Here is a 19,258-nt window from a genome sequence, read left to right on the forward strand (position 1 = left end):
CCCCCCCCCCGGGGGGGGGCGCCCCCCGCCGAGGTCGCCGACGACCCCGTCCTCGCCCGGGCCGCCGCGCTCGGCGACGCCCACGAGCAGCGCGTCCTGCGGTCGCTGCGCGACGAGGGCCGCACCGTCGTCGGGGTCAGCCGGCCCGGCCAGCAGAGCCGCGCGGCATACGAGGAGGTCGCCCGCGAGACGCTCACCGCCCTCCGCTCCGGCGCCGACATCGTCTACCAGGCGGCCTTCTTCGATGGTGGCTTCCTCGGCTTCGCCGACTTCCTCGTCCGCGACGGCGCGACGGGAGTGTGGACCGTCTGTGACACCAAGCTCGCGCGGTCGGCCGGCGTGGCGGCGCTGCTGCAGATCGCCGCGTATGCCGAGGAGCTGCGCGTTCGCGGTGTCCCCACCGCTCCCGTGGCCCGGCTCATCCTCGGTGACCGCAGCGAGCGCGACTTCGCGCTCGACGACATCCTGCCCGTCTACCGCGAGCGCCGGAGCCGACTGGAGGCCATCCTCGCCGAGCATCTCGCCGATCCCGGACCGGCCGGTTGGGGCGACGACCGGTGGCTCGGCTGTGGCCGGTGCGACGAGTGCCTGGCGGCCATCGAGACGGCCCGTGACGTGCTGCTCGTCGCCGGCGTCCACACGAGCCAGCGCAAGCGGCTGCGCGCCGGCGGCGTCGAGACGATCGACGAGCTCGCGGTGCGCGAGGAGCCGGTCGCCGATCTCGCCGCCCGGCAGCTGGAGAAGCTGAGGGCGCAGGCCGCGCTCCAGCTTCGGCAGGAGGGCGACGGCGAGGTCCGTCACGAGATCTTCGACCCCGCATGCCTGCGCGTGATCCCGCCGCCGAGTCCCGGCGACATCTTCTTCGACTTCGAGGGCGACCCGCTGTGGTCCGATCGCGGCGATCCCGACTGGGGCCTGGAGTACCTCTTCGGCGTCGTCGACCTCGACCCCGCCGGGCATCCCGCATACCGGGCCTTCTGGGCCCACGACCGGCGGGAGGAGAAGCAGGCGCTCCTGGACTTCCTCGCCTACGTCCGCGAGCGGCGAGCCGCCCATCCGGACCTGCACATCTACCACTACGCCGCCTACGAGAAGACGGCCCTGCTGCGGCTCGCCGCGCGGCACGGAGTCGGTGAGGACGACGTCGACGACCTCTTGCGCGACGGCGTCCTCGTCGACCTGTATGCCGTCGTCCGCTCCGCCGTGCGGGTCTCCCAGCCGTCCTACAGCATCAAGAAGCTCGAGCCGCTCTACATGGGCGACGACCTGCGCGAGGGCGAGGTGACGACGGCCGGCGACTCGATCGTCGTCTACCACGAGTACACCGACGCCGTCGTCGACGAGCGGGCCGACGACGCGGCGCGCCTGCTGGAGGACATCCGGTCCTACAACGAGTACGACTGCGTGTCGACCCTCCGGCTGCGCGACTGGCTCGTCGACCGGGCCCGTGAGCACGGCGTCGTGCTCGGTGGTGTGCCCGTGGACGGTGATGAGGTCCCCGCTGCGGAGGGTCGCGCTCCCCGGCAGATGCCTGAGGTCGAGGGGGCCCTGTGGGAGCTGGTTCCTGACCGGCCCGCGCTCGAGCGGACCCGTGACGAGTGGGCTCTCGCGATGCTCGCGGCTGCCGTCCAGTACAACCGCCGCGAGCAGAAGCCCTACTGGTGGTCCCACTTCGACCGGCTGCGCAACCCTGTCGACGAGTGGGCACAGACGGGAGAGGTCTTCCAGATCGACTCGGGCGAGGTGATGTCGGACTGGTCCAAGGAGGGGCGGCAGCGGTCGCTGCGCCGCACGGTCCGGCTCGCGGGGCGGTTCGGCGGAGGCTCGGCGCTGCGCGCGGGAGGGCGCGTGTGGACCATCTACGACGACCCGGTGCCCGGAGGGATGGTCGTGGAGCCAGGGCACATGAGGTCCGCGGGTGGCGAGGTCCGCGTCGTCGAGCGGATCCTCGAGCCCGACGGTGAGGTGCTCGTCGTCGAGGAGATGCTCGGCAAGGGCATCGCGCCCCACGAGGCGCTGCCCATCGCCCTCACGCCGGTGGCGCCGCCCCAGACCGGCAGCATCGATGCGGCGATCGAGCAGCTCGCCCAGGGTGTCGTCTCCGACGGCGGACGCTTCCCGGCCCAGGCGGGTCTCGATCTCCTGCGGCGTCAGCCGCCGCGCACCCGATCCGGCGGGCTCACCGCCGTCGGGTCGGGGCCGCCCCGGTTCGTCGACGCCGTGACCGCCGCGGTCCTCGATCTCGACCGGTCCTACCTCGGCGTGCAGGGGCCCCCCGGAACGGGCAAGACGTTCGTCGCCTCCCATGTCATCACCCGGCTCGTTCGTGACCACGGATGGAAGATCGGCGTCGTCGCCCAGAGTCACGCCGTCGTCGAGAACGTCCTCGATGCCCTCGTATCCGCCGGCCTGCCGCCCGAGCTCGTCGCGAAGAACCCGAGCGCCGCGGACCTCGGCGTCACGCCACGGTGGACGGCGATCGACAAGGACGGCGTCGCCGCCTTCTGCGCCGACCACGCGTCGAGCGGCTATGTCGTCGGTGGGACGGCGTGGGACCTGACGAACCGCAAGCGCATCGTCCCCGGGCAGCTCGACCTCGTCGTCGTCGACGAGGCCGGCCAGTTCAACCTCGCCTCGACCATCGCCTGCTCGACGGCCGGCTCACGCCTGCTGCTCCTCGGCGACCCGCAGCAGCTGCCCCAGGTCAGCCAGGGCCACCACCCAGAGCCGGTCGACGGGTCGGCCCTCGGCTGGCTGCTCCGCACCGACGACGGCGGTCGTGTCGACGTCATCCCGCCCGACCTCGGCTACTTCCTCGACACCACGTGGCGCATGCATCCGGCACTCGCCGACCGCGTCTCGCATCTGTCGTATGCGGGCGCCCTCCGGTCGGAGGAGTCGGTGACGACCGCCCGGATGCTCGACGGGGTGGACCCGGGCGTCCACGTCGTCCTCGTCGAGCACCACGACAACACCGTCGCCTCCGTCGAGGAGGCGGACACGGTGGTCGGCCTCGTCCGGGACCTCGTGGGCCGAACGTGGACGGATCCGTCGGAGTCGTCGCCGCCGGTGGGCGGCAGCCGGCCGGGCCTCAGCCGGCCGGGCCTCAGCCGGCCGGGTGGCAGGCCGGGCGACGGCCGGCCGGGCGACAGCCGGCCGCTCGCGGAGCACGACATCCTCGTCGTGAGCCCCTACAACGCGCAGGTGGCTCTCGTCACCGAGACCCTTGCCGCGGCCGGCCTCGGCGGCGTCGAGGTCGGGAGCGTCGACCGGTTCCAGGGCCGCGAGGCCGCAGTCGTCATCCTCACGATGGCCGCGTCCGCCGGCGCCGACATCAGCCGGGGCATCGGGTTCCTGCTGAACCGCAACCGGCTCAACGTCTCCGTGTCGCGCGGGAAGTACGCCGCCTACCTCGTCCGCTCGAGCGTCCTGACCGACTTCGCCCCACGCTCGACGAACGAGCTTCTTGCGCTCGGCGCCTTCATCGGCCTGTGCGCCGGAGCCCCCACGACCCACGTGAGGGGCGCAGGCGACGACGGCGACGTCGAGGATGCCGGAGACGCGAGGGACGCCGAGGTCGCGAGCCACAGCAGGCACCCCGAGGCACCCCTCGGCAGGACCGACCTCGCGGCGACGCGCCGCTGACCTCGCGCCGTGACGCCCACTGATCCCGCGCGGTGATGCCCACCGAGTCGAGGTAACCCGGTCCCACCGCGACGCCACCACCTACCCCCACCCCGACCCAGCCCTCGGAGTCGAGGTGACCCGGTCCCACGGCGACGTCACTACATACCTCGACCGCCGACCCCACTCACCGAGTCGAGGTAACCCCACCCCACCGCGACGCCACCACATACCTCGACCCGACCGAAGACCCCCGAGTCGAGGTAACCCGACCCCACCGCAGCATCATTACATACCTCCACCCCGACCCCTCTCGCCGAGTCGAGGTAACCCGACCCGCTCGCCGAGTCGGGCAACTCGAACCCACCGCAACGTCACCACATACCTCGACCCCCGACCCCTCTCGCCGAGTCGAGGTAACCCGACCCCAGCGCGACGTCACCAGATACCTCCACCCCGACCCAGCCCTCGGAGTCGAGGTAACCCGACCCCACCGCAGCATCACTACATACCTCGACCCGACCGAAGACCCCCGAGTCGAGGTAACCCGACCCCACCGCAACGTCACTACATACCTCCACCCCCGACCCCCCTCGCCGAGTCGAGGTAACCCCACACCACCGCGACCTCACCACATACCTCGACCCGACCGAAGACCCCCGAGCCGAGGTAAGCCCACCCCACCGCGGCATCACCACATACCTCCACCCCCGACCCCTCTCGCCGAGTCGAGGTAACCCGACCCCACCGCAGCATCACTACATACCTCGACCCGACCGAAGACCCCCGAGTCGAGGTAACCCGACCCCACCGCAACGTCACCACATACCTCGACCGCCGACCCCACTCACCGAGTCGAGGTAGGCCCACCCCACCGCGGCATCACCACATACCTCGACCGCACCGAAGACCTCCGGGTCGAGGTAACCCGGCCCCACCGCGACGTCACCACATACCTCGACCGCCGACCCCACTCACCGAGTCGAGGTAGGCCCCACCCCACCGCGACGTCACTACATACCTCGACCCGACCGAAGACCCCCGAGTCGAGGTAACCCGACCCCACCGCGACGTCACCACATACCTCGACCGCCGACCCCACTCACCGGGTCGAGGTGATCCGACCCCACCGCAACGTCACCACATACCTCCACCCCCGACGCCCTACGCCGGGTCGAGGTAACCACACCCCACCGCGGCGGCAGCGGGATGCTTCGACCGGTGCGCCTCACTCATCCGACGGCGCTATCGAGCGTCCGAGCCGCGCCGCACCGGGCGTGCGACCCCACGAGCCCGCGGACGGCGAGTACCGCGCCGACGGAGAGCAGGACGACAGCGAACGCCGCCGTCAGGGACGCCGCGAGGGCAGCGCGGTCGCTCAGGTCCACGACCTCGGGATCAGCGAACAGTGTGGCCGTGGTGGCGACAAGTGTCGCGAACCCGATGACCGCCATCACGACGGCGCCCGGACCTTGTCCGGCCGTGCCCATGCTCGGCACATCCGCCGGGTCGACGGCGCCACCGTCGGCAGAGACGAGCTCGGGGATCCTCGTCACGAGGGCTGTGGAGTCGGCGACGGGGGGCGACAGATGCGGGGCAACCCCGTCCCCATCCGACCTCGTCCTCCCGGCCCGCGTCGGACGGGCGGCGGCCCTCGAGGCGATGACCGGCGCGGTGGGTCGGTGAAGGAGCCTCCCCCCATAGTCGACGACTTCGCCCCTCAATGGATCCGCCTCGGAGCCAGGGACCCGGGCGGCCGGTGACCTCGGCTCCTCGACCGAGCCGCACTCCTCGACCGAGCCGCACCCCTCGGCCGAGCCGCACTCCTCGACCGAGCCGCACTCCTCGACCGAGCCAGGCTTCTCGGCGAGGCCGGAGGCACCGATGGCCCATCCCGCGCATACACCGACGGACGCCACGACCTCCGGAACGGTGTGCCACCCCGCGAGCACCATCGCGGCGACCATCGTCCCCATGGTCGCCGCGGCCAGCCAGGCTGCCGAACGGAGCGATCGCCGGGGAGCGACGACGATCCAGCCGAGGCAGACGGCGCTCGCCGCCCCGATGTGCCCGCTCAGTGGGCCGATGCCCTCGAGCCCAGGCAGCCACACCGGGTTGAGCAGCTGCACGGTCATGCTCCCACCCACCGCGACGAGAAGAAGGACCAGCGCATCCCGTCGCGAGTGCCGCCAGGTCCAGGCGGTGAGGACGAGCAGCAGGACGGCGACGGCCGGCACGCCGTACGGCCCGGCGACGGATCGCAGGTCGTGAAGCGCGACGACATGGGGCGGCAGCCCGCCGTGGGTCCGCTCGTCGACGACTCGCCAGGGTGTCGCCAGGGCGAGCAGGATCGCGAGCCGGATCGAGGCCAGCGCCACGATGTCCCCGACGAGAGTCAATCCGAGGGCCGATGGCCTGGTGGGAGCCACCAGCCCACGGTGGGCGGGACACCTGGGAGAACCCCGAAACGCCGCTGAACATCTCACCGAAGCGACATCACACCCAGAGGGGACGCCAGCACCGAGTTAACGCCAGCACCGAGAGGGATGCGCTGTCACCGAACCAGGACCGCCGGACGGGCGCGCCGGATGGTCCTACGACTGGCAGCCCAGGTGGTCCCCTGCAGATGGACGAGCGGTCAGACCGGTCCCATGCTCATGACAGGCGACGGCGGTCACCCGTGGATGCCGGTCCCCGAACGAACTCCAGGGGACGTGGCCGGCCCGTGGTGCCGGGGACGAGGGCGGGTGCGGAGGGTGCGGCAGGGTGGACGGGTCGGGCATCCTTGCATCTCGTGACCACGCTCGCCTACTGGGCCGTGTTCGTCGTCGGGTGGATCGGTGCCCGCGACGAGCGGGACGGTCACGCGCGTCCGCTCTGGCCGCTCAACCCCTGGGCACTCGCGACCTGGGTCGTCGTCGCCGTGCCGACGATCCTCCAGGTCACGGTGTGGCCCGGCCTGTTCGACGCCGGTATGCGACGTGCCGCGGCCGTCGAGGACGGCCAGGTGTGGCGGCTGGTCACCTCGATGACGCTCCAGGACGGCTGGCGCAGCGGGGCCGTGTTCAACCTCGCCTTCCTCGCGGTGACCGTCGTCGTCTGCGGTCCCGTGCTCGCGGGCTGGCGCTTCCCGGCGGTGTTCGTCGTCGGCGGGATCCTCGCGAACGTCGCGACGATCGTCACCCACGGACCCGACGGCGCGGGGAACTCGATGGCGACGATGGTGACGGTCGTCGTGTCCGCACTGCTGGTCCGCGCCTCACCCCGGCCGGAGCAGGCGGCCGGTACGACGGTCGAGGGACGGGACGGCAAGCCCGGTGGAGTGGTGAGGAGGGGACCCGGTGAGGACGCGGAGCAGTCGCGCGCAACGGAGGAGGCACGCGGAGGTGCGCAGGACGGGTCGCGGAGTGGGGCAGCGGCGGCCGTCGCCCGATGGCTCCCCCTCGGCGTCGTCGTCGTTGCCGCGGCCCTGCTCGTCGTGGGCGCGGACGAGCACGGCTGGGCGGTCGTCATCGGCCTCGCGCTCGGTGCGGCCCTGGTGATGGGGTCTCGCCGGAGTCCGACCGAGTGACCGCGCCATCCCCTCCGCGAGGCCCCGTCGTCGCCTCCTAGGAGCGGACGCCCGTCCGTCGTGTCATCCTCGTGACCCGCCGGGCGGGCCCGTTACTCCGGGCCGTTGCCTGACTCGATCTGCTGCGCGAGGTACCGCTCGAGGCCAACGACGCGGAGGGCGTCGAGCTGGGTCTCGAAGTAGTCCGCGTGCTTCTCCTCGTCGAGGACCATCTGCTCGAAGACGGCCGCCGTGCCGGAGTCGCCGAGGTCGCGGCATTCCTTGGCGCTCGCGGTGAACTGGGAGACCGCCGCCTTCTCGCTCTCGTAGGCGAGCCGGAGGATCTCCTCGGCGTTCTCGCCGACCGTGATCGGGTTGAGGCGCTGGACGTTCGGGTGCCCGTCGAAGAAGAGGATCCGGTTGATGAGGTCGTCGGCGTCGCGCATCTCTCCGAGCGAGACGTCGTAGAAGACCTTGCCGAGCTTGGGGAACCCCCAGTTGTCCAGCATCCTCGCGTGGAGGAAGTAGGTATTGGTGACCGTGAGCTCCAGCGTGAGCGCATCGTTGAGCAGGTCGACGACCCGAGAGTCAACTGGTTGCACCATCCACCTCCAAGGCAGGCAATCGTGGTCTCCGATGCTCGCACATCCTGGGGTGGACCGATAGCAAGGATCGCCTCCCCTTGCCTCACCGAGCGCGACGGCGTGCCGCAGCGGGACCGGCTCAGCTGGCCACTTCCCGGACGACGGGCTCGGCGGCGTCCTGGGCGGCCAGGTGCTCGCAGAGGACGCGCTTGACGGTGAAGACGCACCCGCCGCAGTCCCGCGCGGCGCCCGTCGCGCCGCATACGGCGTTGACCGTGCACGCACCCATGTCGGCGGCGTCGCGAATGTCGCTGCAGCGAACGACTTCGCAGTGGCAGACGATCATGAGTGGTCTCCTCGGAGACTCGGGCCGGATGCACATCCTGACGTTAAGGCAAGCCTAACCTAAAGGATTTCACCGTGGGAAGGGAAGAGGCATTCCAGGTCCTGGAACGCCGTCATCGGCGGAACCGGGGACTCGTGCCCGCCCCGGCTGTTACCGTCCGCCGCATGGGACGGCGAGCACGAGGAGCGCGGGGGTCGGCGGCGCCAGGGCAAGAGAGCGCGGGCTGCGGACGATCGGGCCGGGAGCACCCGGCATTCGGACGTGACGCGTCGCCGCGGCGTCGAGGGGGCAGCGCCCGGCGCCGCACCCTCCTCACGGCCGCGCTCGCCACCTCCGCCCTGCTCGCCTCGGCGCTGCCCTGGGCCACGACCGCTCTCCCCCAGGCCGCGGCGGCGCAGCAGCGGACCGACGAATGGATCCGGGTGGGGACCGGAAGCACCGGCGGCGTGAGCGGCCTGGCGCCGGCGTCGACGGGCTGGGTCATCGCCCACGACAACAAGGCGGCCGGACAGGGACGCATCGCGCTGCTCAGTCCCGCCTACGCCGTGACCGAGCTGACCTGGCCGGGCACCGCGCCGACGGACCTGGAGTCCGTCGGCGCCGTCCCCGGGAAGCCGGGGCGCTACGTCACCTGCACGAGCGCCGGTGCGTGCTACGCCCTGACCGTCAAGGGCACGGCGCTGAAGGTCACCGGCCACTTCTCCCTGCCGGCCGGCGGGCACCAGAACGAGGCCTTCACGATGACCCAGGCGGGTGGCGCGACGGTCGCGCTGTGGGCGGATCGGGGCACCGAGACGTCCCCTGCCACCCTGTATGCCGCGATCCTCCATCTCGCGAAGGGCACCTTCGGGGCCGTCACGACGGCGCGGGTCGCCGTCCCGTGGCCGACGACCCACGTCCGGCCGGTCAGCGACGCGGCGATCGTCGACGGCCGGATCCTCGTCACCTCGGCCGCCGACAACGGCGACAACGGCCCCTTCGACTCGGCGGCCTACGAGGTCGGCACGATCGGCCGCAAGGGCGCCCGGGTCACCCTCACGCTCCACGCCCCGACCGAGCTCGAACGGTTCGCCGGACACAAGGTCGAGGGCATCGCCTGCACCGACGACCGGACCCCGGCGCTCCTCGGCACCGACGACGAGAAGCTCGGTGGGTTCGTGACCCAGGCCGCCATCTGCTGAGCCGGGACACGCTCCAGCACTCGACGGGCGGCCGACGCCTTGGGACCCGGTCGGTGGCGCACCCTCCCGAGCGCGCCACCGACCGGCCGACGGTCACGACGTGGTCTTGGCGAGCTCCTCCTCGACCTCGGTCTCGTGGCTGCGCAGGGCCGCACGAGCCTGAGCCGGAGTCCAGTAGCCGGCCATGAGCCAGATCATCGGGATGAAGACGACGGCGCCGACCGCCGCGATGCTCCAGTAGCGCTGCCACTGATGCGGGCCGTCCTTGAGCGCCTGCTGCACCTGCGGACCGTAGGTCTTGAGGTACTGGAGCTTGGCGAAGACGACGGGCTCCGTCAGGGGCGGCCCGTAGGTCTTGATCATCGTGAGGTCGGCGGCCGGGACCCTCGCGAGGGCGACGAGGCGAGCGGTGGCCTCGGCGGGCGTGACGCTCAGCCCCGACGAGATCTCGCCGACGGCCTTCGCGAGCGTCGCCGGGTCGCGCGGGTTCGTCGCGAGCGCCTGCGAGGTCGCCGCGTCGATGGTGGCCGCCGTCTTCAGCTCCTCGGCGTACTGGGTGGCGAGGGACTGGACCTTGGTGACGATGGTCGGATCCTTGGCGATCGCGGCGACCGCCTTGTTCTGGTCCGCCGTGAGCTGCGGGACCTCGCCGGCGGCGATCTCGGCCACCGTCGCCCCGTGGTCGACGATCGTGTTGACGGTGTTGACGAGGAACGGCGCGACGAGGATGAACGCGGCGAAGATGATCCGGATGATGAGGCCCCATACCGCGAGGCCGGTGGCCGTCAGCGCGGGGTTGCGGCGCTCGACCGTCTCGGTGAACGCGGCCATCCACGCGACGTAGGCCATCCCCCCGAAGAAGAAGCTGATCGCGAAGACGAGGGCGAAGGTCGAGAAGGCGGTCTCGGGGCGGGTCGCCTTCGTGATGAAGACGATGAGCATCACGAGCTGGACGATCGAACCGGCGAGCATGAGCGGCTTGCGGACCAGGATGCGGTCCGACAGGAGGCCGGCGAGGATGAGTCCCCCGACGTTGAACGCCCACGCCCACACGAGGACGCTGTTGGCCTTCGTCTCCGAGTAGCCGAAGTTCACCTCGAAGTAGGTCGGCCCGAAGGCGACCATCCCGATGTAGAAGAGGAGGAAGACGCTGATCGCGATGCTCGAGAGGATGATGTCCGGCTTGAACATCTGCCGGCTCGGATGCGCCAGGCTGGCCTCGACGTCGATGCCCTTGACGCGTGCCTCGAGGAGCGCACGGTCCTTCTCCTCGACCATCACCTGGTCGCGCAGGGCCGGTGCCAGCTCCTTCAGGAGCGGGACCGAGATCACGGCGACGACGAGGCCGCAGATCCCGGCGATGACGTAGTGGGTCTTCCACGAGGAGGTGGCGCCGCTCCCCACGACCGCGGTGACGACGAGGCTGCCGAGCACCGGGCCCATCGTCCAGAAGCCCATGGCCGACGCGCGTCCCAGCTGCGGGCTGAAGTCGCGGACGACGGCCGGTGTCGCGACGAGGATGACGCCCTCCGCCGCGTTGAGGATGCAGAAGACGACGGCGAAGGACCATCTCGAGCTGCACAGGGGGACCGCGACGGCACAGAGCAGCCCGACGACGACGAGGCCGATGGTGATGACGTTGGCTCGCCCGATCCGGTCGGTGATGCCACCGAAATGCGCTGCGACGGCGGCGACCGCGAGCGCGACGACGTTGAGGATGACGAACCAGCGGAAGCTGAGTCCGTAGTCCTCGATGATGTGGATGGCGACGCCGCCGCTGAGGTACAGCTGGTAGTAGAGGGCGATGGTGGCGAGGACGACGACGGTGAGCGAGGTGTAGCGGACCTTCGCCACCGGATAGTGGTGGAGCTCGCGGTTCCACCAGCGCGCCGACGGCATGTCGACTTCGGACGGCAGTGTTGTCATGGGACCTGTTGCCTTACGTCTCATGGGGATCTGGGTCCCCAAGGGAGGGTGAGGAACGGCCACCGTGCGGTTCCCCTCGTCCGCCCAGGGCGGTGTGTGCCCTGTCGTGGTGGCCGTGAAGGCCGGCCGGTTGTGCGGCTGGACCTACGACGTACTGGTGGGTGGTTCGATGGCGCGCTTGAGGATCTTCCCGGTGGCCCCCTTGGGCAGGTCGTCGACGAACCAGACGACCCGGGGGTACTTGTAGGGTGCGACCCGCGCCTTGACGTAGTCGCGGATATCGGACTCGGTGACGTCGGTTCCGGTATGCAGGGAGACGGCAGCGGCGATCTCCTCTCCGTGGGTCGGGTGGGGTATGCCGATGACCGCCGCCTCGCGAACCGCGGGGTGCTCGTAGAGGACCTCCTCGATCTCCCGCGGGTACACGTTGAACCCGCCGCGGATGATGAGCTCCTTCTTGCGGTCGACGATGTAGTAGAAGCCGTCGTCGTCGACCCTCGCCATGTCGCCGGTGTGGAACCACCCGTCGCGGATCGCCTCGGCGGTCGCCTCGGGGCGGTTCCAGTACCCCTTCATGACGTTGTGCCCGCGGATCGCGATCTCGCCGACCTCCCCGACGGGCGTGGGCGAGTCGTCGTCGTTGACGAGCCGGAACTCGACGCCGGGGATCGGCGTGCCGATCGAGCCGATCTTGGCGTTCTCGACCCGGTTGAAGCTCGCGACAGGTGAGGTCTCGGACAGTCCGTAGCCCTCGAGGATCTTCGCCTCGAAGGTCTGCTCGAAGGCCCGGACGACGTCCGCGGGCAGGGACGCGCCGCCCGAGCAGCAGACCCGCAGCGAGGCGGTTCGGCTGGGGTCGGCGCCCGGGGCGTGGGCCAGCGCGGTGTACATCGTCGGCACGCCCTCGAAGATGGTCACCCCGTCGCGCGCGATGACGTCGAGGACGAGCTCGGGGTCGAACCGCGGGATGAGGGTCAGCAGGGCCCCGGCGGCGACGCCGGCGTTGAGGCAGCAGGTGAGGCCGAAGACGTGGAACAGGGGAAGGCACCCCATGACGACGTCCTGCTCGGTGACGTCGAGAAGGTCCTCGCGGCAGATCTGCTGGTTGCGGTTGAGGCCGCCGTGGGTGAGCTCTGCGCCCTTCGGGCTTCCCGTCGTCCCCGAGGTGTAGAGGATGACGGCGGTGTCGAGGTCGTCCCGATCGACGGTCGGGGCGATGTCGCTGTCCCGGAGGCCGGCGATCGTCGAGCCGTCGACGCGCTCCACTCCCACACGTCCGGCCAGGCCGGCGAGGTCGTCGTCGGCGACCGACTCGTGGGCCCAGAGGAGCACCATGCCGGAGTCGCCGGCGTAGTGCTCGATCTCGCGTCCCTTGAGCAGCGGGTTCATCGGGACGACGATGGCTCCGAGCCGGAGAGCCCCGTAGAAGAGGACGGGGAACTCCAGGACGTTGGGGAGCATGAGCCCCACCCGGTCGCCCACGCCGACGCCGAGGGCGGCCATCCGCCCGGCCGCGCGACCGGCCAGCTCCTCCAGCTCGGAGTAGCTGTACGTCGTGTCGTGCAGTCGAAGGGCCGGACGGTCCGGGATGCGGACGGCGCTCCGAGTGAGGTTCTCGGCGAGGTTGGTCATGGCCGGCTCCTTCCGGTGGCCGGGCGGCGCGGGCGCCGCCGTCGGTGTGGGGTCATGCGGTGGCGCCGCGACCCGGCTCAGTCCTCACGTCGCGAGAGTCCCGCCCTCGACGGGCAGCGTGAGGCCCGTGACGTAGCCGCTCGCGTCGCTGGCGAGGAAGAGGAGGGCGGCCCCGATCTCCTCGTGCCGGCCGAGCCGGCCCATGAGGGTCCGGGGGATGACGGTGCTCTCGAGGTACTCGTCGGGGAACTCGCTCGTCATCTCCGACTCGAAGTACCCGGGGGCCAGGGCGTTGACCCGGATGCCCTTGCGGGAGGTCCACTGCTGCGCGAGATCCCGGGTGAGGCCGATGAGTCCGGCCTTGCTCGCGGCATACGCCGCCTGCGGCAGGCCCATGGTCGTGATCCCGAGGATGCTGCTGATGTTGACGATGGAGCTGCCCGGCGTCATGACGCGGCCGCAGGCCTGGGCCATCCAGTAGCAGCCGTTGAGGTTGAGGTCGATGACCGAGCGGAACTGCTCGGGGGTCTCGCGGGTGGCGGGGACGGCGGTGCCGACGCCGGCGTTGTTGACGAGGATGTCGACCCGACCGAACTCCGACATCGCCCGGTCGACGAGCCCCTGGCAGTCCTCGGGGCTCGTCACGTCGGTGCGGACCGCGATGGCGCGGCACCCCTGCTGCTCGACGAGCGAGACGGTCTCGGCGAGCTTCTCCTCCCGACGGGCGCCGAGCACGACGTCGGCGCCGGCCTCGGCGAGGGTCTTCGCGAAGGTCACGCCGAGGCCGCTCGATGCCCCGGTGATGACGGCGACCTTGCCGTCGACGCGGAACAGATCCAGGATGCCCATCTTCAGAGTCCTTCCTCGAGGGCGTCCGCGACGCCGACCAGATCCATGGCCTCGTAGGTCTGCTCGGCGAAGTGCGCGAGCATGACGAGGTCTCGCAGCTGTCCCGTCCGGTCCCTGAAGTGGTCGCGCAGCAGCGCCTCCCCGGTGAAGCCCAGCCCGAGGAACATGTCGATCGTCCGGGTCTGCTCGGCGGGGAGCTCGACGACGACCTTGAGCAGGCCGCTGCGCAGGGCATGGCCGAGCGCGTGGAGGGTGAGCGCTCGACCGACCCCCCGGCCGCGGGCCGCCGGGTCGACGACGAGCCGCAGGTCGCCGACGTGGTCGGACCATCCGGTCTGGGCACGCAGCGCCGCATACCCGATGACCGACCCGTCCTCGGCGAGGTCGACCCATCGCCAGCCCGGAGCGTCGATCCATCGGGTGACGGCGGCCGGTGAGACGTCCTCCTTGATGAAGGTAAGGTCGCTGTCGGGCAGCCGCTGGAACAGCGCCACGAGCTGCTCGACGTGCTCGGGCTTGAGGTCGGCGATCGTCACGTCAGGGCCTCGCTTCGCTTCTTCAGGAACTCGATGATCTTGGGGACGGTGTTCTTCGCCGCGGTCCGGCCGACCATGAGGCCGACGTGGCCCGCGTCGAGACGCATCTCCTCCTTGTCCTCGGAGCCGACGAGGCCGACGAGCGGGGCCGCGGACGCGACGGGGACGATGTGGTCGCGCAGGCCGAGGACGTGGAGGAAGGGCAGCTGGATGTCGGCGAGCCGGACCCGGTCACCGCCGAGGACGATCCGGTCGTTGACGAAGGCGTTCTCGTCGACCATCCGCTTGAACTGACGCGCGACGCCGCCGGGAAGCGGCACCTGGTCGGTCGCCCAGCCGGTCATCGCCTGGTAGGCCGTGACGTAGTCGTCGCTCCACATCTTCTCCCACAGGTCGAGGCGGCCGGTCACCTCGCCCATCGGCGCGAGGGTCCGGAAGCCCTGGAGGATGACCGAGGCGGGGACCATGCCGTCCGGGCCGAGGACGTCCTCGAGGTCGCTGCGGCTCATGATCTCCGTCATCGGCCCCATCTCCCGCAGGTCGCACGGGGTGGTGAGCACGGTGAGGCTGCGCAGCGGGGTCTCGGGGTGGTGGGCGGTGTGGAGGACGGAGAGGACCCCGCCGAAGCAGTAGCCGAACAGGTTGATCTCGGAGGCGCCGGACAGCTCGCAGACCCGCCGGATGGCGGCGGGCATGAAGTAGTCGACGTAGTCCTCGAGCTGGTTGGCGGCATCGCGCTCGTCGGGGACGCCCCAGTCGATCATGTAGACGTCGAACCCCGCACTCAGGAGATGCTCGATGACGCTGTTGCCGGGGCGCAGGTCGAGGATGTAGCTGCGGTTGAAGAGGCTGTAGATGATGAGCAGCGGCGGCCCGAGGCTCACCTGGTCGCTGCGGTAGTGCCACAGCTGGCAGCGGCCGCTCTCCCACACGACGTCCTTCGGGCTCAGCCCGACGTCGGTGCGCTGGATCCCGGTGGCCATCCGAATGCCGTTGCGGGCCCGCAGCGCGTTGCGGTCGATCTCACGACGGACGCGATCGATCGTGCCGAGCGGATTTGGCAGCGACACCACGCGTGCTCACCTCCTTCGCCCGGGCCTTCTCCAGCTCGAGGGAGAGGAGCCGGATCTCGCGGTCGAGGGCGCCGAGCTGGACCTTGAGCCGTTGCACGTCGGTCCCCGCAGGGAGGTTGACGGTATGCCAGGCGCGCGCGGTCATCGCGTTGCGCCGGTCGCGGAGGGCCTTGTTGACGTCGGTGACGGCGACGACGACCTGGGCGAACTCCTCCGACCGCATGAGGTTGTCGAGGACGGGCGTCGCGAGACGCTCGATCCGGTTGTAGAGGTCACGGGGGCCGGGGAGGAGTCCCATCACGCGGCCCTCCGCGACGATGTCGGGTTCACGCGGCCTACTCGCGCAGCAGGACGCCCATGGCCTGCCGCACCTTCGTCGGATCGGGCGTCTCCCCGGCGATGAGGTCGGCGTAGACGAACGCCTCGACGATCCGGAGCATGAGGTATGCCAGGTCGTGCATCGGCAGCGGAGGGGTCATGGCGCCCGCCTCCGTCTCCTCGCGCAGCAGCTGCTCGACGGCCCCGGCCAACCGGCTCTGGTACCAGCTCGCCCGCGTCGTGAGGAGGCGCAGGGCACGCTCCGGCTCGCGCTGCACGAAGCCCATGAACGACGGCGAGTCGATGGTCGCCTCGGCGAACGCCCCCATGACCGACACGAGCCGGGCCGATCCCCGCAGCCCCTCGGCAGCGGATACCGCACGCCGGAGCGTGGGCTCCGTCAGGGACCAGATCACCTCGACGAGCAGCTCGTCGCGGCTGCCGACCCACCGGAAGACGGTCGCCCGGCTCACGCCGAGCTCGGCAGCCAACTCCTGCATCTCCAGCCGGCGGCCCTCCATGAACGCGCGTCGCGCGAGCGCGAACGCCGACAGGGCATCGGGCCGGACCCGCTGGTCGGCCAGCATCCGGGACAACTGTGTCCCGACCATGTGCGGCACCTCTCACGAGACGTGACCCTATCGGGCTTCAGCAACCAGTTGCAACGTATCAGGATCTGTTGCGATGATGCGTCAGATCCCTGTGCGTCTCAGGCAGCCGGGCGGGACCTGTGAGCCCCGCGACGACCTCACTCTCCCGAGGTTCCGGCGACCGGACGCGTCTCATCGATGAGAGGTGGCCCATGCGCCGGTCCGTGTACACCGAGGACCACGAGTCCTTCCGCCAGACGCTGCGATCGTTCATCGAGGCCGAGGTGGTCCCGCACTTCGACGAGTGGTACCAGGCGGGCATCGTCCCCCGGGACTTCTACTACAAGCTCGGCGAGCTCGGCACCTTCGGCATCGAGGTCCCCGAGGAGTACGGCGGCGCGGGCATCGAGTCGTTCAAGTACTCCGCCGTCATCTCGGAGGAGACGTCCCGGGCGGGCGTGTCCTTCGGCGGCTCCGGCGTGCACGTCAACCTCTGCCTGCCGTACATCCTCAACATCGGCACCGAGGAGCAGAAGCAGCGGTGGCTCCCGCCCTTCGTCACGGGCGAGCAGATGTGGGCCATCGCGATGACCGAGCCCGGCACCGGGTCGGACCTCGCCGGGATGCGGACGACGGCGAAGCTGTCCGACGACGGGACGCACTACGTCCTCAACGGTGCGAAGACGTTCATCACCGGCGGGGTCCACGCGAACCGCATCATCGTCTGCGCGCGGACCTCCCCACCGAAGGAGGACGACCGCCGGTTCGGCATCTCGCTCCTCGTCGTCGACACCTCGCTGCCCGGCTTCTCGGTCGGCCGCAAGCTGGAGAAGCTCGGGCTCCGGACGTCCGACACCGCCGAGCTGGCCTTCCAGGACGTCCACGTCCCCGTCGAGGACCTCCTCGGCGAGGAGAACAAGGGCTTCTCCTACCTCGGGCAGAACCTCCCCCAGGAGCGGCTCGGCATCGCGATCGGCGCGTATGCCCAGGCGGCCGCCGCGGTCCGGTTCGCCACGGCATACGTCAAGGATCGGCACGTGTTCGGCCGGTCGGTGGCCAGCTTCCAGAACACCAAGTTCGAGCTCGCCGCCTGCCAGGCCGAGGTCGACGCCGCCGAGGCGGTCGTCGACCGGGCGCTGGAGGCCATCGACGCCAAGGAGCTCACGCCGGCCGAGGCCGCCAAGGCCAAGCTGTTCTGCACCGAGGTCGCCTCACGTGTCATCGACCGGTGCCTCCAGCTGCACGGCGGCTACGGCTACATCACGGAGTACCCCATCGCCCGCCTGTATGCCGACAACCGGGTCAACCGGATCTACGGCGGCACCTCGGAGGTCATGAAGATGATCATCGCCAAGGACATGGGACTCTGATGCGGGCCGACGGCGTCGCCCGCGCCCACGCCACGCCGCTCGTCGCACCGCCCTACCCGCTCGTCTCGAACCGGTTCATCGACCGGGAGTACCTCAACATCACCTACCGCACGGACCCCGACGCGCTGCGCGCCGCCGTGCCCGAGCCCCTCGAGTTCGACGAGCCCCTCGTCCGCTTCGAGGTCATGTACATGGGCGACGTCGGCTCGTTCGGGCCGTACACCGAGTCCGGGCTCGCGATCCCGGTCCGCCTCGGGGAGGAGCGCGGCGAGTACCTCCACGGGATGTACCTCGACAACTTCGGCGCGACGGTCGCCGGCCGGGAGCTCAGCGCATTCCCCAAGAGCCTCGGCCGGCCCCCCCCGCCTGCGCGTCGAGGACGGCGTTCTCATCGGGACCCTCGACGTCGCCTCCGAGCGGGTCGCGACCGCCACGATGGGCTACAAGCACCGGCCCCTCGACGAGGACGAGGCCCGGGCCCAGGTCGACGTGCCGCAGTTCATGCTCAAGGTCGTGCGCGGCTACGAGCGCTCGACCATCCTCTGCGACCTCGTCCGGGCAGGCGTGAGCGACCTCGTCATCAAGGAGGCGTGGTCCGGGCCGGCCCGGCTCCAGCTGTTCCACCACGTCGCGGCGCCCCTCGCCGACCTGCCGGTCCTCGAGGTCGTGTCCGCGAGCCACATCCTCACCGATCTCACGCTGACCCGGCCGGTGCCCGTCCACAACTACCTGGAGGCCGAGGAGGCCGACTCATGACCGTTCCCGCCACCCAGCCGCCCGAGTGGGCGGACCGGCCGATCGCCGTCATCGGGGCGGGGACCCTCGGCCGGCGGATCGCGCTCATGTTCGCGACGGGCGGCGGGATCGTCCGCGTCTGCGATCGGGACGCCTCCCAGCGGGAGAAGGCCTCGGCATACCTCGAGGAGACCCTCCCGTCGGTCCTGGACCAGGTGGAGTCGACGACCCCCGCGGACATCGAGTTCACCGAGACGATCGCCGACGCCGTGCCGGACGCCTGGCTCGTCGTCGAGTCGCTGCCCGAGCGACTCGACATCAAGATCCCCGTCTTCGGCGAGCTCGACGAGCGCGCCGCATCCGACGCGATCCTCGCAACGAACTCCTCCTCCTACCCCTCGAGCCAGGTCATCGACCAGGTGAGCCGGCCCGAGCGCGTCGTCAACATGCACTTCTTCATGCCGCCCGTCGCGACCCCGGTCGAGGTCATGAGCTGCGGCCACACCGAGGAGGCGGTCTTCGAGCGGCTCTTCGAGCGGCTCCCCCGCTACGGGCTCACGCCGTTCCGGGTCCACGCCGAGAGCATGGGCTTCATCCACAACCGGATCTGGGCCGCCATCAAGCGCGAGGCGCTCATGGTCCTCGACGAGGGCGTCGCCTCGCCGGCCGAGGTGGACCAGCTCTACCGGATGGTGCTCGGCGCGCGGACCGGCCCTTTCCGGGCGATGGACCGCGTCGGCCTCGACGTCGTCCTCGACATCGAGGAGAACTACGCCGCCCACCGCGACGGCATACCCGAGGGACCTCGCCGGCTGCTGCGTCGCTACCTCGACGAGGGCCGCCTCGGCATGAAGTCGGGCCGGGGGTTCTACGACGACTACGAGCCGCAGCCGGGGCAATGACGGACGGCCCGCCGCCAGCCGGCTCCGCGGCCGGCGGCCCGC

General features: G+C 70.7%; 16 protein-coding genes and 1 pseudogene. 7 read left to right on the top strand and 10 right to left on the bottom strand.

Going from position 1 to position 19,258, the window contains the following annotated elements; genetic code table 11:
• Positions 1 to 3,645, top strand: a 3,645-nt coding sequence (locus BN12_RS07755; RefSeq protein WP_053079980.1) for a TM0106 family RecB-like putative nuclease, incomplete at its 5' end; no start/stop codon positions are given.
• Positions 3,646 to 4,856: 1,211 nt separating this feature from the next.
• On the opposite strand, the gene BN12_RS26080 is transcribed toward BN12_RS07755, so the two are convergent.
• A complete protein-coding gene (locus tag BN12_RS26080; RefSeq protein ID WP_235432333.1) occupies positions 4,857 to 6,053 on the bottom strand; it encodes a hypothetical protein in 1,197 nt (398 codons plus the stop codon).
• 365 nt (positions 6,054 to 6,418) lie between these two features.
• On the opposite strand from BN12_RS26080, the gene BN12_RS07765 reads away from it, so the two are divergent.
• Complete coding sequence (locus BN12_RS07765) at positions 6,419 to 7,195, top strand: rhomboid family intramembrane serine protease (RefSeq protein WP_048551439.1); 777 nt, start codon at positions 6,419 to 6,421, stop codon at positions 7,193 to 7,195.
• Positions 7,196 to 7,287: 92 nt separating this feature from the next.
• Here the strand turns inward: BN12_RS07765 and bfr are convergent, their stop codons facing one another.
• Together bfr and BN12_RS07775 are read right to left on the bottom strand one after the other, a co-directional pair.
• Complete coding sequence (bfr, locus tag BN12_RS07770) at positions 7,288 to 7,779, bottom strand: bacterioferritin (protein WP_235432334.1); 492 nt, start codon at positions 7,777 to 7,779, stop codon at positions 7,288 to 7,290.
• 118 nt (positions 7,780 to 7,897) lie between these two features.
• Positions 7,898 to 8,104 (bottom strand): (2Fe-2S)-binding protein, encoded by a 207-nt coding sequence (locus BN12_RS07775; RefSeq protein WP_048551441.1) that lies wholly within the window; start codon positions 8,102 to 8,104, stop codon positions 7,898 to 7,900.
• Between the two features lie 164 nt (positions 8,105 to 8,268).
• Between BN12_RS07775 and BN12_RS07780 the strand changes: the two genes are divergently transcribed.
• Positions 8,269 to 9,285 (top strand): hypothetical protein, encoded by a 1,017-nt coding sequence (locus BN12_RS07780; protein ID WP_157635403.1) that lies wholly within the window; start codon positions 8,269 to 8,271, stop codon positions 9,283 to 9,285.
• Positions 9,286 to 9,378: 93 nt separating this feature from the next.
• On the opposite strand, the gene BN12_RS07785 is transcribed toward BN12_RS07780, so the two are convergent.
• From BN12_RS07785 to BN12_RS07815, 7 genes are all read right to left on the bottom strand, one after another.
• On the bottom strand, positions 9,379 to 11,211 hold the full coding sequence (locus tag BN12_RS07785) for an MFS transporter (RefSeq protein ID WP_048551444.1): 1,833 nt from the start codon (positions 11,209 to 11,211) through the stop codon (positions 9,379 to 9,381).
• Between the two features lie 144 nt (positions 11,212 to 11,355).
• Positions 11,356 to 12,843 carry a long-chain-fatty-acid--CoA ligase gene (locus tag BN12_RS07790; protein WP_048551446.1) on the bottom strand — a complete coding sequence of 496 codons (1,488 nt, stop codon included), beginning with the start codon at positions 12,841 to 12,843 and terminating at the stop codon, positions 11,356 to 11,358.
• An 84-nt stretch (positions 12,844 to 12,927) separates the two neighbouring features.
• A complete protein-coding gene (locus BN12_RS07795; protein ID WP_048551448.1) occupies positions 12,928 to 13,692 on the bottom strand; it encodes an SDR family NAD(P)-dependent oxidoreductase in 765 nt (254 codons plus the stop codon).
• 2 nt (positions 13,693 to 13,694) lie between these two features.
• Positions 13,695 to 14,228, bottom strand: coding sequence for a GNAT family N-acetyltransferase (locus BN12_RS07800; RefSeq protein ID WP_048551449.1), 534 nt, complete (start codon positions 14,226 to 14,228; stop codon positions 13,695 to 13,697).
• A complete protein-coding gene (locus BN12_RS07805) occupies positions 14,225 to 15,301 on the bottom strand; it encodes an alpha/beta fold hydrolase (protein WP_200901170.1) in 1,077 nt (358 codons plus the stop codon). The genes BN12_RS07800 and BN12_RS07805 overlap by 4 nt, the downstream gene beginning before the upstream one ends.
• Complete coding sequence (locus BN12_RS07810; RefSeq protein ID WP_048551451.1) at positions 15,252 to 15,599, bottom strand: hypothetical protein; 348 nt, start codon at positions 15,597 to 15,599, stop codon at positions 15,252 to 15,254. Before BN12_RS07810 ends, BN12_RS07805 begins: the two co-directional genes overlap by 50 nt.
• Positions 15,600 to 15,636: 37 nt before the next feature.
• Positions 15,637 to 16,230 (bottom strand): QsdR family transcriptional regulator, encoded by a 594-nt coding sequence (locus BN12_RS07815; protein ID WP_200901171.1) that lies wholly within the window; start codon positions 16,228 to 16,230, stop codon positions 15,637 to 15,639.
• Between the two features lie 191 nt (positions 16,231 to 16,421).
• Here BN12_RS07815 and BN12_RS07820 point away from each other — a divergent pair, with 191 nt between their 5' ends.
• The 4 genes and pseudogenes from BN12_RS07820 to BN12_RS07830 all read left to right on the top strand — a co-directional run bounded on the left by BN12_RS07820 (position 16,422) and on the right by BN12_RS07830 (position 19,216).
• Entirely contained in the window at positions 16,422 to 17,579 is a 1,158-nt protein-coding gene (locus tag BN12_RS07820) for an acyl-CoA dehydrogenase family protein (RefSeq protein ID WP_048551453.1), read from the top strand.
• A pseudogene (locus BN12_RS26470) lies at positions 17,579 to 17,872 on the top strand (acetoacetate decarboxylase family protein); the annotation flags it as partial. The gene BN12_RS07820 and the pseudogene BN12_RS26470, both read left to right, overlap by 1 nt.
• Positions 17,873 to 17,969: 97 nt before the next feature.
• Positions 17,970 to 18,335, top strand: a complete 366-nt coding sequence (locus BN12_RS26475) for an acetoacetate decarboxylase family protein (protein WP_268807025.1) — start codon at positions 17,970 to 17,972, stop codon at positions 18,333 to 18,335.
• Positions 18,332 to 19,216 carry a 3-hydroxyacyl-CoA dehydrogenase family protein gene (locus BN12_RS07830; RefSeq protein WP_048551454.1) on the top strand — a complete coding sequence of 295 codons (885 nt, stop codon included), beginning with the start codon at positions 18,332 to 18,334 and terminating at the stop codon, positions 19,214 to 19,216. Before BN12_RS26475 ends, BN12_RS07830 begins: the two co-directional genes overlap by 4 nt.
• Positions 19,217 to 19,258: the final 42 nt, after the last annotated feature.

This window comes from Nostocoides japonicum T1-X7 (genome assembly GCF_001046855.1).
Taxonomy (GTDB): Bacteria; Actinomycetota; Actinomycetes; order Actinomycetales; family Dermatophilaceae; genus Nostocoides; species Nostocoides japonicum.

Bases quoted from the DNA above. Each gene is read 5' to 3' on its own strand.
- bfr (WP_235432334.1), bottom strand. From the start codon at position 7,779: ATGGTGCAACCAGTTGACTCTCGGGTCGTCGACCTGCTCAACGATGCG.
- BN12_RS07775 (WP_048551441.1), bottom strand. From the start codon at position 8,104: ATGATCGTCTGCCACTGCGAAGTCGTTCGCTGCAGCGACATTCGCGAC.
- BN12_RS07780 (WP_157635403.1), top strand. From the start codon at position 8,269: ATGGGACGGCGAGCACGAGGAGCGCGGGGGTCGGCGGCGCCAGGGCAA.
- BN12_RS07785 (WP_048551444.1), bottom strand. From the start codon at position 11,211: ATGACAACACTGCCGTCCGAAGTCGACATGCCGTCGGCGCGCTGGTGG.
- BN12_RS07790 (WP_048551446.1), bottom strand. From the start codon at position 12,843: ATGACCAACCTCGCCGAGAACCTCACTCGGAGCGCCGTCCGCATCCCG.
- BN12_RS07795 (WP_048551448.1), bottom strand. From the start codon at position 13,692: ATGGGCATCCTGGATCTGTTCCGCGTCGACGGCAAGGTCGCCGTCATC.
- BN12_RS07810 (WP_048551451.1), bottom strand. From the start codon at position 15,599: ATGGGACTCCTCCCCGGCCCCCGTGACCTCTACAACCGGATCGAGCGT.
- BN12_RS07815 (WP_200901171.1), bottom strand. From the start codon at position 16,230: ATGGTCGGGACACAGTTGTCCCGGATGCTGGCCGACCAGCGGGTCCGG.
- BN12_RS07820 (WP_048551453.1), top strand. From the start codon at position 16,422: ATGCGCCGGTCCGTGTACACCGAGGACCACGAGTCCTTCCGCCAGACG.
- BN12_RS07830 (WP_048551454.1), top strand. From the start codon at position 18,332: ATGACCGTTCCCGCCACCCAGCCGCCCGAGTGGGCGGACCGGCCGATC.